Source organism: uncultured Sphingomonas sp., from assembly GCF_913776855.1.
GTDB lineage: Bacteria > Pseudomonadota > Alphaproteobacteria > Sphingomonadales > Sphingomonadaceae > Sphingomonas.
Genome location: NZ_CAJYQD010000049.1, coordinates 26,484 through 40,227, shown reverse-complemented (window position 1 = coordinate 40,227; position 13,744 = coordinate 26,484). Strand labels below are relative to the sequence as shown.

General features: G+C 68.9%; 10 protein-coding genes. 3 read left to right on the top strand and 7 right to left on the bottom strand.

The features are described from left to right. Positions 1-45: 45 nt before the first annotated feature. Entirely contained in the window at positions 46-1,815 is a 1,770-nt protein-coding gene (locus QZ755_RS15300) for a diguanylate cyclase (protein WP_294324551.1), read from the top strand. An 85-nt stretch (positions 1,816-1,900) separates the two neighbouring features. Continuing rightward, positions 1,901-2,584, top strand: coding sequence for a hypothetical protein (locus tag QZ755_RS15295; RefSeq protein ID WP_294324549.1), 684 nt, complete (start codon positions 1,901-1,903; stop codon positions 2,582-2,584). A gap of 26 nt (positions 2,585-2,610) precedes the next feature. On the opposite strand, the gene QZ755_RS15290 is transcribed toward QZ755_RS15295, so the two are convergent. The 7 genes from QZ755_RS15290 to QZ755_RS15260 form a co-directional block, all read right to left on the bottom strand. Further along, positions 2,611-3,447 (bottom strand): CoA ester lyase, encoded by an 837-nt coding sequence (locus tag QZ755_RS15290; protein WP_294324547.1) that lies wholly within the window; start codon positions 3,445-3,447, stop codon positions 2,611-2,613. After that, positions 3,444-3,893, bottom strand: a complete 450-nt coding sequence (locus QZ755_RS15285; protein WP_294324545.1) for a MaoC family dehydratase — start codon at positions 3,891-3,893, stop codon at positions 3,444-3,446. The genes QZ755_RS15290 and QZ755_RS15285 overlap by 4 nt, the downstream gene beginning before the upstream one ends. Continuing rightward, positions 3,890-5,749 (bottom strand): biotin carboxylase N-terminal domain-containing protein, encoded by a 1,860-nt coding sequence (locus tag QZ755_RS15280; protein ID WP_294324544.1) that lies wholly within the window; start codon positions 5,747-5,749, stop codon positions 3,890-3,892. The genes QZ755_RS15285 and QZ755_RS15280 overlap by 4 nt, the downstream gene beginning before the upstream one ends. Before the next feature lie 121 nt (positions 5,750-5,870). Continuing rightward, positions 5,871-6,782, bottom strand: coding sequence for a DUF3088 domain-containing protein (locus tag QZ755_RS15275; RefSeq protein ID WP_294324542.1), 912 nt, complete (start codon positions 6,780-6,782; stop codon positions 5,871-5,873). A gap of 262 nt (positions 6,783-7,044) precedes the next feature. Beyond that, positions 7,045-8,640, bottom strand: a complete 1,596-nt coding sequence (locus tag QZ755_RS15270) for a carboxyl transferase domain-containing protein (protein WP_294324540.1) — start codon at positions 8,638-8,640, stop codon at positions 7,045-7,047. After that, positions 8,637-9,797 (bottom strand): acyl-CoA dehydrogenase family protein, encoded by a 1,161-nt coding sequence (locus QZ755_RS15265; protein WP_294324539.1) that lies wholly within the window; start codon positions 9,795-9,797, stop codon positions 8,637-8,639. The genes QZ755_RS15270 and QZ755_RS15265 overlap by 4 nt, the downstream gene beginning before the upstream one ends. Positions 9,798-9,864: 67 nt before the next feature. Further along, entirely contained in the window at positions 9,865-11,058 is a 1,194-nt protein-coding gene (locus QZ755_RS15260; RefSeq protein WP_294324576.1) for an MBL fold metallo-hydrolase, read from the bottom strand. A 98-nt stretch (positions 11,059-11,156) separates the two neighbouring features. Here QZ755_RS15260 and clpB point away from each other — a divergent pair, with 98 nt between their 5' ends. Beyond that, positions 11,157-13,733 carry an ATP-dependent chaperone ClpB gene (gene clpB / locus QZ755_RS15255; RefSeq protein ID WP_294324537.1) on the top strand — a complete coding sequence of 859 codons (2,577 nt, stop codon included), beginning with the start codon at positions 11,157-11,159 and terminating at the stop codon, positions 13,731-13,733. The last annotated feature ends 11 nt before the right edge of the window (positions 13,734-13,744 follow it).

The window sequence follows — 13,744 nt, the reverse complement described above, 5'->3', positions numbered from 1 at the left end:
TACGGTTATACCCGGCGTTAACCGGTGTTGCCCCATGCAGCCGCCATGGCGACAGGCATCACCAGGCAGCGGATCGGATGGGTAACCGCGCTGCTGTATTTCCTGCTGTCGTCGGCCACGATCCTGTCGAATCACCAGGGCGGCCTGTCGAGCATCGCGCCCGCCACGCCGTTCGTCCTGGCGGTGCTGATCGCCCGGCCCCGCCGCGACTGGCGGTCGATCCTGATCGGTGCCGCGATCGGCAGCATGGCGGCGACGTCGCTGTTCGGCTTTGGTTGGGCGTCGGCCGTACCGATGGCGATCGCCAAGGTGGGCGAGGTCGGGATGGCGGCGTGGCTGTTCCGCAAGCTGCGGGTGCGGCGGGGCTATTTCGGGTCGCTCGACCGGATCGCGCGGTTCGTCGCTGCGGTCGGTATCGTCGCCCCTGCCCTGGGCGCGACGGCGGCCGCCAGTGTCGTCGCGGTCCGGTTCGGCCTGCCGTTCGAACGGCAATGGCGCATCTGGTTCGTCGGCCACAGCCTGAGCATGATTACCATGACGCCCGTGCTGTCGCTGATGCTGACCGGCGCGGTCGGGCGGATGTGGCGCAGCGCCAGCAGGCAACAACGGATCGAGGGTGCGGTGTTGCTGACCGCGACGGCGGCGGTAACGGCGGCGGTGTTCGCACAGAATGACCGGCCGCTGCTGTTCCTGCCCGTGCTGCCGGTGATGCTGACCACGTTCCGCCTGGGACTGCCGGGAGCGGCGGCGGCGGCGATCGTGCTGGCGCTGGTCGGCGGCTATGCCACCGCGCAGGGCATGGGACCGACGACCTTCATCGGCGGCGACCTGCAGTCGCGGATGGAATTCCTGCAATTCTACCTGGCGTGTACCGTCCTCACGACCTTTCCGGTGGCGGCCGACCTCAGCCGGCGCCAGGCGCTGTACCGGCGGTTGCGGGAAAGCGAGGCGCGCTATCGCCTGCTCGCCGATCATTCGACCGACATCGTGCTGGGCATCGATACCGGCGGACGGATCACCTATCTCTCCCCCTCGATCGAGCAGATCGTCGGGCGCAGCCCGGCGCAGTTGCAGGGCCGCCGCGCGCTGGAAATGGTGCATCCGGTGGACCGCGACCTGGTGCTGGTCGCGCACCGCGACGCCGTGACCGATGTGCAGGGTACGCAGATCGTCGAATATCGCGCGCGGGTGACCAGCGGTGCGCTGCGCTGGTTCGAATCGCATACCCGTGCGGTGCAGGACGATGTGGGCCGGGTGACCGGCACGGTATCGATGATCCGCGACGTGTCGCATCGAAAGACGCTGGAGGCCGAATTGTCACGCGCGGCGTCGACCGACCCGTTGACCGGCCTCGCCAATCGCCGGGTGTTCGACGCGGCGCTGGCGCAGCGGATCGACGTCGCGGCGCTGGGCGGCATCGCAGGTTGCGTGGCGGTGTTCGACATCGACCATTTCAAGGCGGTCAACGACCGGCACGGCCATGATGCGGGCGACCATGTGTTGCAGGCATTCGCCCGGATCGCGCGCGGCGTGATGCGCGACGGCGATGTCGTCGCCCGGCTGGGCGGCGAGGAGTTCGGCGTCCTGTTCCCCGGTACCGGCATAGAACAGGCACAGGCACTGTGCGAACGGCTGCGCACGACGCTCTCCGCGACCAAGCTGCGCCGCGGCAGCTCGATCGTGGAGCTGACCGTCAGCGCCGGCATCGCGACCATCGACGGCATGGCAAGCGCGGTGGCGGTGTTGCGCGCGGCCGATCAGGCGCTGTACGGTGCGAAGGCCGAGGGGCGCGACCGGTTGCAACTGGCCGCCTGAAGCTTTCCCATCGCGGCACGCCCGCCGCGCATTGCCGGTGTCGCCCCCCGGCCGATCGGTGCTACGATCACCGGCTATCGGTGGAATGGGAGAGGCTGCTTTGCGCGAGACATGGTATCGCGACCCGCGACTGGGGCTGGCGGCGGCAGCGCTGGCCGGCGTCGTGGTCGGCATCGCCGCAGAGGCGGCCGGACAGCCCGGCTGGCATACCCTGCTGCTGGCGCTGGCGGGGTTCGCGCTGGTCGCGTGGGGGTGGTTCGCGGTACAGGGGATCGCGTGGATCTGGCGCCAGCCCGACCGCGCCGACGTGCTGCGCGCATTGTCGATGCAGCGCAGCCAGCACGCGTTCAACCACGCCGCATGGGGCCGGTTCGACCGGGACGCCGCGATGCTCCGGATGCTGCTGGCCGAACGCGCGCTGATCCCGATCGAGGCGGAGCTGGTGCGCCACGCCATGGCGGTCGAACAGTTCGACGCGGTGGCCGAAACCCTGCCCGGCTTTTCACAGGCTGCCGCACATTGGTACGACATCGCGTCGCAGGGCCATGCCGGTCTGCCGCCCGCCACCCCGGTCCCGACGCCCGCCGCGCTGGAGGAAGCCGCGCAGCAGCTGCCCGCATCGCTAACGGGGGAAGAGGATCGCCGGGCGGCGTTGCATTACCTGGCGGTGCGCAAGCGGCTGGCCACCGATCGGGCCGCGGTCGAGCGCGAACGAACGGCGGCGCTGCGCAAGCTGGCCGCGCCACCGCCCGGCGTGCCGGTGGAGTGACGTGATCCTCCCCGGCACGGGGTGGATCAGATTGCCAGTATCCGCCGTGCCTGTTTCAGATGCGGGGCGTCGACCATTCGCCCATCGACCTGCAGCGCGCCGGCTTGCGGGTTCGCGGCAAAGGCGTCGACGATCGCCTGCGCCCGCGCCACCGCTTCCACCGAGGGGGTGAAGGCGGCGTTGATCGGCGCGACCTGCGCCGGGTGCAGCGCCATCATGCCGGTGAAGCCGTCGCGCGCGGCGCGGGCGGCATAGGCGGTAAGGCCCGCTTCATCGCGGATCGCCGGATACACGGTATCGATCGCGGCGACCCCGGCGGCGTGCGCGCCGAACAGGGTGAGCGACCGGGCCATTTCATAGGGCGCGGTGTAGCGGCCATCCGGCTCGCGCGAGGTTGCCGCACCGATCGCGGCGGGCAAATCCTCGGCACCCCATGTGATGCCGGCGAGGCGATGGGCGACCGTCCCATAGCTGCCGAGCTGGAAGATCGCCGCCGGGGTTTCGGTCGCGATCGGCAGCAGCGGCACGTCGGCCAGCCCCCGCCCGACCAGCAGCGGATCGAGCGCCGCGATCGTCGCCGCGCCCTCTGCCTTGGGCACCATGATTCCGTCGGGCCGGGTGCCGGCCAGCGCATCGAGATCGCCTAGCACCAGCGGGGTGTCGACCGGATTGATCCGCACGAATCGCGGCAGCGACGCCCCCTGCCCCAGCCATTCACGGACCGCCATGCGGGCGGTGTCCTTGGCCGAGGTGGCGACGGCATCCTCGAGATCGAGGATCAGCGCATCGGCGCCGCTCGTCGCCGCCTTGGCGAAGCGGTCCGCCCGGTCGCCGGGGACGAAGAGGAGCGAGCGCAGCTTCATGGCCGGCGCTGCAGCAGCGCGGTGCGCAGGCAGCGGCAAACGACCTCGCCCCGCTGGTTGTGGAGTTCGTGGGCGAAGGTGACGATGCCGGCGTCGGGGCGCGAGCGGCTGTCCTTCAGCGCGGTGACCTCGGTCGTGGCGCGCAGCGTGTCGCCGAGGAACACGGGCTTCGGCATCACCAGCTGGTCGTAGCCGAGGTTCGCGACCAGCGTGCCGAGCGTCGTCTCCCCGACCGACAGCCCGACCATCAGCGCGAAGGTGAAGGTGCCGTTGACGAGGATCTGTCCGAACTCCGACGCCTTGGCCGCCTCCGCATCGATGTGCAGTGGCTGCGGATTGTGGGTCATCGCCGAGAACAGCAGATTGTCGGTCTCGGTCACCGTTCGGCGGATGGGATGCTCGATCCGGTCGCCGATCTGCCAGTCGTCGTAATAGCGTCCGGTCATGCGGCGTCCTTTTCGATGCGGGCGAGGACGACGCCCTCGGCCACCTGTCCGCCGGGCGTGGCAGCGAGGTCGGCGACGATGCCGTCGAACGGGCTGAGGAGCGCCTGCTCCATCTTCATCGCCTCCAGCACGACCAGCCGCTGTCCGGCAGTCACGCGATCGCCCGCCGCGACTTCGACCGCGACGATGCGGCCGGGCATGGGCGACAGGATCGCGCCGTCGCCCGCCGAGGCGCCGCCGCCCTGCCCCGCGACCGGTGCGGCGAAGGGAAAGGCTTCGCCATCGGCGAACAGGACGCGCTCAATGCCGACCTGCGCGACAGTACCGCCGGGTGCGGGCGTGGCGAGGCGGGTAGCCCCACCGATCGCCACCGCCACCCGTTCGTCGGGTGCAGCATTCAGGCGGAAGCCGGAAAGTGCGCGCCAGGGGTCGGCCGGGTCGCTTTGGACCAGCGCAGCCGCGGCGGCCCCCGTGACCAACTCCGACGCCTGACCATCGGGCACCAGCCGATCGGCATGGCGCTCGATGAAGCCGGTGTCGATCGCCTCGGCCACGAAATCCGGATCGCCGGCGCAACGGGCGAGGAAGGCGGCGTTGGTGCGTACCGGCCAGACCTGTACCGACGCGGCGGCCTTGGCCAGCTTTGCGGCGGCGGCGGTGCGGGTGGGGGCGTGGACGATCAGCTTGGCGATCATCGGATCGTAATGCGGGGTGACCGCATCGCCTTGGCGAACCCCGGCATCGACGCGGATGTCGCCCGGCAGGTGGAGGTGGGTCAGCGGACCGGTCGAGGGCAGGAAGCCGGTCGCCGGGTTTTCGGCATAGAGACGCGCCTCCATCGCCCATCCGGTGATCGACAGGTCGTCCTGACGGCTCGGCAACGGTTCGCCCGATGCTACGCGAAGCTGCCATTCGACCAGATCGGTGCCGGTAATCGCCTCGGTCACCGGATGTTCGACCTGCAACCGGGTGTTCATTTCCATGAACCAGATGCGGTCGGCGCGCAGGCCTTCGGACGCATCGGCGATGAACTCGATCGTCCCCGCCCCGACATAATCGACCGCGCGGGCGGCGCGGACGGCGGCGTCGCAAACCGAGGCGCGGGTGGCGGCGTCCATGCCGGGGGCGGGGGCTTCCTCGATCACCTTCTGGTGGCGGCGTTGCAGCGAGCAGTCGCGTTCGAACAGGTGGACCGCGTTGCCGTGCGTGTCGCCGAAGACCTGCACCTCGATATGGCGGGGTGACAGGATATATTTCTCGATCAGCACGCGGTCGTCGCCGAACGATGCGGCGGCTTCGCGGCGGCAGCTGTCGAGCGCGTCGGCAAAGGCGGCTGGGTCATCAACGCGGCGCATCCCCTTGCCCCCGCCGCCGGCCACCGCCTTGATGAGGACCGGATAGCCGATCGCGTCGGCCTCGGCACGGAGGCGATCGGGGGACTGGTCCTCGCCAAGATAGCCGGGCGTGACGGGCACGCCGGCGGCGATCATCCGCGCCTTGGCCGCGTCCTTCAGGCCCATCGCGCGGATCGCGGCAGCGGGCGCGCCGACCCAGACCAGCCCGGCGGCGACCACCGCTTCGGCGAACTCGGCATTTTCGGACAGGAAGCCATAGCCGGGGTGGATCGCCGACGCCTTGGTCGCGCGGGCGGCGGCAAGAATCTTCGCCTGGTCGAGATAGCTTTCGCGCGCCGGGGCCGGGCCGATGCAGACGGCTTCGTCGGCTTCGGCGACGAAGGGCAGGCCGGCATCGACGTCGCTATGGACGGCGATGGTGCGTACGCCCAGCGCCCGCGCGGTGCGGATGATGCGGCGGGCGATCTCTCCGCGATTGGCGATCAGCAGCGATTCGATCATCGCGCCGCCCCAAAGTTCACTAAGTTCACACTCGTGCGCACTTCGTGGCGCGCGTGGTTCCGTGCTGCGGAGGCGTGGCCGACGTCAGGGTCTGGCATGGACCGGGCGCTGTAGGAAAGGGTCATGGATGCGCCTCCGGGAAGCCGTGACGGACGTGCAGCGCATGAAGCAAGGCTTTCAAATCGCTGGCGAAATATGTGCCGTCGCGGCGCCCATCGGCGAGAGCCGGATCGGCGCCGGGCGCGAGGACCAGCAGCGGCAGGTTCTGGTGCGCCTCCCCCACCACCGCGATCACATCGGCACGCGGGCGGGGATAGGGGATGCGGATGACCTCCAGCATCGTCGCCTTGTCCGGGAAACGTGCGAGCAGCCCGTCGAGCGTAATGCAGTCGCGGCAATAGAAGGTCCGGTCAGGCCAGGCCGGGTCGGCAAAGCTCGGGTCGAGCAGGTAGAGGCGGTCGCGCATGGGCTGTTCCGTGAGGGTCGGATCGCGGTCGGGATCGGTCGCGAGGGGGTGGGTCGTCGGAAGCGGACGGTCGGGATCGACCCGCCCGCCCAGCATCGCAGCGGCGGCGAGCGCCAGGTCACGGGCGCTGACCTCTGCCGGCGTCATCGGCGGCGGTTGCAGCGGGTCGGCGATCGCGGCACGGGCTGCGATGGGGTCGGCGGCGAAGGCGGCGGCAAGGCGCTGGGCGACGGCTTCGGGAAGAGGCGTCGTATGACCTCGCGCGTGGGCAGCGGCGGCCGGTGCGGCCCCCTCCCCCGTTGCCGGCGGACGCGCGGCGAGTTGCGCCTCGACCTCCGCCGTCACGCGGGCGACGGTCGCGATGAAGCTGGACAGCGCCATGCCCGGCGGCAGACTGGCGATGGCGCGGGTGACCATCGCCACGATCGCGTCATAGGCGACGGTGTCGATGCCGAGCGCGGTCGTCGGGGGAGCAGGCGTAGCCGGGGGCTGCGGCTTGCCGGGGGTCACGCCGACGTCCTGCGGGCCGGGCGGGCGGATGGGGGGGAGGCCGGAGATGGTGGTCACCTGCCCTGCCCCCGATCGCTGGCGTACCCCGGCGCAGGCCGGGCTCCAGTTACGGACCGGGTGCGGCCATGCGGCAGCGTCGCCCAACTGGGCCCCGGCCTTCGCCGGGGCACGTCCAGAGTTTGGGGCGAGGTGCTGCCTTGCACTACCGCGTACCCCCGCGCAGGCGGGGGTCCAGGGTTACTAACCACCACGGTCGGCGTTCGTGGCGCTGGATCCCCGCCTGCGCGGGGATACGGCAGAAAGGCGCGGAGGGCCGCCATCACATCCGGAAGATGCCGAACTGCGCCCGGTCGGCGATCGGCGCGTTGAGCGTCGCCGACAGCGCGAGGCCCAGCACGTCGCGGGTCTGTTCGGGCAGGATCACGCCGTCGTCCCACAGCCGCGCGGTGGCGTAGTACGGGCTGCCCTCCGCCTCGTACCGGTCGCGCACCGGCGCCTTGAACGCCTCGGCCTGTTCGGGCGTCCAGCTGTCGGCATCGCGGTGGACGGTCGCCAGCACGCTCGCCGCCTGTTCGCCGCCCATCACCGAGATGCGGCTGTTGGGCCAGGTGAACAGGAAGCGCGGGGAATAGGCGCGGCCGCACATGCCATAATTGCCGGCACCAAAGCTGCCCCCGATCAGCACGGTGAGCTTGGGCACCTGTGCCGTCGCGACCGCCGTCACCAGCTTCGCGCCGTGCTTGGCGATCCCCTCGGCTTCATATTTTCCGCCGACCATGAAGCCGGAGATGTTCTGGAGGAACAGCAGCGGCGTGCGGCGCTGGCAGGCGAGTTCGATGAAATGCGCGCCCTTCTGCGCGCTCTCCGAAAACAGCACGCCGTTGTTCGCGAGGATCGCGACCGGCATCCCCCAGATGCGCGCGAAACCACAGACGAGGGTCGTGCCGTAGAGCGGCTTGAATTCGTGCAGTTCCGACCCGTCTACCAGCCGGGCAATGACCTCGCGCACGTCATAGGGGGCACGGACGTCGGTGGGGATGATGCCGGCGAGGTCGGCCGGATCATGGAGGGGCGCGCGCGGGTCGGTGAGCGCCAGTTCGGCGCGGCGTGGCGGCGGCAGGGTCGCGACGATGTCGCGGACGATCAGCAGTGCCTGTTCGTCGTCCTCCGCGACATGATCGACCACACCCGACTTGCGGCCATGGGTGTCGGCCCCGCCCAGTTCCTCGGCAGTGATGACCTCGCCGGTCGCGGCCTTCACCAGCGGCGGGCCGGCGAGGAAGATCGTGCCCTGGTTGCGGACGATCACCGTCTCGTCGGACATGGCAGGGACATAGGCCCCGCCGGCGGTACAACTGCCCAGCACGCAGGCGATCTGCGGAATGCCCTTGGCCGACATCTGCGCCTGATTGAAGAAGATGCGGCCGAAATGGTCGCGGTCGGGGAAGACCTCCGCCTGATGCGGCAGGTTCGCGCCGCCGCTGTCGACCAGATAGATGCACGGCAGATGGTTTTCGGTCGCAATCTCCTGCGCGCGGAGATGCTTTTTCACCGTCATCGGGAAATAGGCGCCGCCCTTTACCGTGGGATCGTTGGCGACGATCATCACCTGCCGGCCATGGACCTGTCCCATGCCGGCGATGACGCCCGCCGCCGGGGCCTCGTCACCATACATGCCGTTTGCCGCCAACGCACCGATTTCGAGGAACGGCGATCCGGCGTCGAGGACGCGGTGGATACGGTCGCGGGGCAGCAGCTTGCCGCGCGCGACATGGCGTTCGCGGCTGCGCTCCGGGCCACCGAGCGCGGTGGTCGCGATACGATCGCGCAGGTCGTCGGCCAGCGCCGCATTGTGCGCGGCATTGGCGGCGAAGGCGTCCGCGTTCCGATCGATCAGCGTCGGCAGCACCGTCATTGCGCGCGCGTTCCCTCGCCCAGCAATTCGCGACCGATCAGCATCCGGCGAACTTCGTTGGTCCCCGCACCGATGTCGAGCAGCTTCGCATCGCGGAAATAGCGTTCGACCGGCCAGTCGCGGGTATAGCCCGCCCCGCCCAGCGCCTGGATCGCGTCGTTCGCCACCTTCACCGCGTTTTCCGACGCCAGCAGGATCGCGCCCGCCGCGTCATGGCGCGTGGTGCGGCCGGCGTCGCACGCCTTAGCCACCGCATAGACATAGGCGCGGGCGGAGTTGAGCGCGACCGACATGTCGGCGATCTTGCCCTGCATCAGCTGGAACGCGCCGATCGGTTTGCCGAACTGCTTGCGCTCGGCGACATAGGGCAGCACGGTGTCGAGGCAGGCCTGCATGATGCCGAGCTGAATGCCCGACAGCACGACGCGTTCGTAATCGAGGCCCGACATCAGCACGCCGACCCCGCCGTTCAGCGGCCCCATAACGTTTTCATCCGGCACGAAACAGTCGTTGAAGACCAGTTCGGCGGTCGGTGAACCGCGCATCCCCATCTTGTCGATCTTCTGCCCGATCGAGAAACCGGCGAAATCCTTCTCGATCAGGAAGGCGGAGATCCCCTTCGACCCGGCATCGGGCTGGGTCTTGGCATAGACGACCAAAGTCGCGGCATAGGGTGCGTTGGTGATCCAGAACTTCGTGCCGTTCAGCAGCCAGCCGCCATCCACCTTGTCGGCGCGCAGCTTCATCGACACGACGTCGGACCCGGCCCCGGCTTCGGACATGGCGAGCGATCCGACATGCTCGCCGCTGATGAGCCTGGGCAGATATTTCGCCTTCTGCTCGGCATTGCCCCAGCGCGCTATCTGATTGATGCACAGGTTGGAATGCGCGCCATAGGACAGGCCGACCGAGGCCGAGGCGCGGGCCACTTCCTCACACGCGACGACATGTTCGAGATAGCCTAAGCCAAGGCCGCCATCGTCTTCCTTGACGGTGATGCCGTGCAGGCCGAGCGCGCCCATGTCCGGCCATAGTTCGATCGGGAAGCGATCCTCCGCATCCACCGCCGCCGCGATCGGGGCAATGCGATCGGCGGCAAAGCGCTGCGTGGTCTCGCGAATGGCATCGGCCATCTCGCCGAGCGCGAAATCGAGCATGTCTCTCTCCAATGGTCCGGTCTCCGCCGGATCGTATCTGTCGTTACTATTAGGCCGGATCAGACGGTCAGCGCAAGGCGTTGCCCTCCCCGCTCTCGAGACAGCGCAGGATCGCCGCCCGGTCGAATATGGGTGCGGGCGGCGCGGTCGTCGGGGCGATGTCAACCGGGCGACCAATCGCCACTGCTCCGAAGCGGCGATCCGCCTGCCCCGCGCAACGCTTCGCGGCGGTCAGCAATTTGGGCGGTGTGGCCCAGCCTTCGTAGGACAGGCGGAACGTACCCCAATGGATCGCCATGCCACGCGATGCGCCGAGCCGACCGAACACGTCGAGCGCATCGACCGGCCCGATATGCGCGCCGCTGGCCATCTGCCCCGGCTGGAACCGGAACGCTCCGACGGGGATCAGCGCGAGGCGGATCGGGCCGAGCGCCTTCGCCTCCTCCACCCACTTGCCGTCGCCCATGCCGGTGTCGCCGGCGAAGAACAGGTTGCCGCCGGGCAGTTCGACCACGAATGCCGACCACAGGGCGCGGTTGCGATCGACGAACCAGCGGCTCGACCAGTGATGGTTGCGCACGACATGGACGGTAGCGCCGCCGACGCGCTCCGCCTGTCGCCAGTCGAGCGCGGTCGCCTGCATCCCCGCGCCGCGCAGGATCGCGTCGTTGCCGAGCGACGTGACAATCGCCGGGCGGTCGCGATCCCAGATGCGCTTCAACGTCGACAGGTCGAGATGATCGTAATGGTTATGGCTGATGAGGATCAGGTCGATCTTCGGCAGGTCGGCCAGCGCGATGCCTGGCGCCGCCACCCGCTTCGGACCGAAGCCGAACGGGCCGGCGCGCTTAGCCCAGACGGGATCGGTCAGGATATTGAGGCCGGGAGTTTGCACCAGCACGCTTGCATGGCCGACCCAGGTGACCCGCATTGGCGTGCTGGCCGGGTCGCGCGCCGGGCGTGTCGCGGCGGGCAGCAGTTCGGCGGGTCGGGCGGGCGTCACCGGCGCCTGCGCAGGCCATGCCGGGCGCCCATCGGTGCCCGTAATCTGCCGCCACAGATAGCCCCGGCGGCTACCGCCCGGCGGCGCGGTCGTGTCGTCGCCATCGGTATTGAAGAAGCGCGCGCCGTCGAAATGGTCCCCCGCGACCCCCTGATAATAGAGGCGATCCAGGAAGCGCGGCACGATTGTGACGGCGAGGCACAGCGCGGCCACGATCCATACGCCGGTCCAGACCAGCCCCCTGACGATACGCCCCATCATGCCCGAACGCGTCTCCCGAACAATCGATGCGCCCGGCATCTTGTGTTGCTCATTTACCACACCATATCGCCGACAACATCACAGGGGAGTATCCCATGAACCTAGAGAAATTCACCGACCGCGCGAAAGGATTCTTGCAGGCCGCGCAGACGGTGGCGATCCGCAACAATCACCAGCGGATCAGCCCCGAACATATCCTCAAAGCCCTGCTCGACGACGAACAAGGCATGGCGTCGGGCCTGATCGCCGCCGCCGGGGGCGACGCGCGCCGTGCCAATGCCGAAACCGATGCCGCGCTGGCCAAGGTGCCATCGGTGTCGGGATCGGGCGCGCAATCCTCGCCCGGCCTTGACAATGATACCGTGCGCCTGCTCGACCAGGCGGAGCAGATCGCGACCAAGGCGGGTGACAGCTTCGTCACCGTCGAACGGCTGCTGCTGGCGCTCACCCTCTCGAGCGGTGCAGCGGGCAAGGCGCTGACGACGGCGGGTGTCACCCCGCAGGGGCTGAACGCCGCGATCGATAAATTGCGCGGCGGGCGCACGGCGGACACCGCCGGGGCCGAGGATCGCTATGATGCGCTCAAGAAATTCGCCCGCGACCTGACGGCGGCGGCGCGCGACGGCAAGCTCGATCCCGTCATCGGCCGCGACGAGGAAATCCGCCGTACGATCCAGATCCTTGCGCGGCGGACCAAGAACAATCCGGTACTGATCGGCGAGCCGGGCGTCGGCAAGACCGCGATCGCCGAAGGTCTCGCGCTGCGCATCGCCAATGGCGACGTCCCCGACGGCCTGAAGGACCGCGCGCTGATGTCGCTCGACATGGGCTCGCTGATCGCCGGCGCCAAATATCGCGGCGAGTTCGAGGAGCGGCTGAAGGGCGTGCTGGACGAGGTGAAGGGCGCCGAGGGGCAGATCATCCTGTTCATCGACGAGATGCACACGCTGATCGGTGCGGGCAAGTCGGAAGGCGCGATGGATGCCGGCAACCTGCTGAAGCCGGCCCTTGCACGCGGCGAGCTGCACTGCATCGGCGCGACCACGCTCGACGAATATCGCAAGAATGTCGAAAAGGACCCCGCGCTCCAGCGGCGGTTCCAGCCGGTGTTCGTCGGCGAACCGACGGTCGAGGATACGATCTCGATCCTGCGCGGCCTGAAAGAGAAGTACGAGCTGCACCATGGCGTGCGGATCACCGATGGCGCACTGGTGTCGGCGGCGACGCTCAGCAACCGCTACATCACCGACCGCTTCCTGCCCGACAAGGCGATCGACCTGATGGACGAGGCCGCCAGCCGCATCCGCATGGAGGTGGAGAGCAAGCCCGAGGAGATAGAAAGCCTCGACCGCCGCATCCTGCGCATGAAGATCGAGCGCGAGGCGCTGCGGCGTGAGAGCGACGCGGCCAGCATCGACCGGCTCGACACGCTGGAAGAGGAACTGGCCAATCTCGAGGAGCAGCTGGCCGGCCTCACCGCGCGTTGGCAGGCGGAGCGCGACAAGATTTCGTCGGAGGCAAAGCTCAAGGAGCAGCTCGACACGGCGCGCGTCGCGCTGGAACAGGCGCAGCGGTCGGGCGATCTCGCCAAGATGTCGGAGCTGACCTATGGCACCATCCCTACGCTGGAAAAGCAGCTGGCCGAGGCGGCGGGCGCGTCGGCGGGCGCGATGCTGCGCGAGGAAGTGACCGCCGACGACATCGCCGGCGTCGTCAGCCGCTGGACCGGCATTCCGGTCGACCGGATGCTGGAGGGCGAGCGCGAGAAGCTGCTGGCCATGGAAGAGGCGCTGGGCAAGCGGGTGATCGGACAGGCCGATGCCGTGCGTGCCGTCGCTACCGCCGTCCGTCGTTCGCGCGCGGGCCTGCAGGACCCGAACCGGCCGCTGGGGTCGTTCCTGTTCCTGGGACCGACGGGCGTGGGCAAGACCGAGCTGACCAAGAGCCTCGCCGAGTTCCTGTTCGACGATCCCAACGCGATGGTGCGGATCGACATGAGCGAGTTCATGGAAAAGCACGCGGTCGCCCGGCTGATCGGCGCGCCTCCGGGCTATGTCGGGTATGAGGAAGGCGGCGTGCTGACCGAAGCCGTCCGCCGCCGGCCCTATCAGGTCGTCCTGTTCGACGAGGTGGAGAAGGCGCATGGCGATGTGTTCAACATCCTGCTGCAGGTGCTGGACGACGGCCGCCTGACCGATGGACAGGGGCGCACGGTCGATTTCTCGAACACGATCATCATTCTGACCTCGAACCTCGGCTCGCAGTACCTCACAAACCTTGCCGATGGACAGCCGGTCGAGGAGGTCGAGCCGCAGGTGATGGACGTGGTGCGCGCGCACTTCCGCCCCGAATTCCTCAACCGGCTGGACGAGATCATCCTGTTCCACCGGCTGGCGGCGGATCACATGGCGCCGATCGTCGACATCCAGGTCGGGCGCGTCGGCCGCCTGCTGGCGGACCGCAAGGTGAAGGTCGAGCTGACCGACGCCGCGCGGGCGTGGCTGGGGCGGGTCGGCTATGACCCGGTGTATGGCGCGCGGCCGTTGAAGCGCGCGGTGCAGCGCTATCTGCAGGACCCGCTGGCCGACCTGATCCTGCGCGGCGACGTCCGCGACGGATCGACCGTGCGGGTCGACGAAGGCGACGGGCGACTGGAGCTGACGGTCGCGTAAATGAAAAGGGC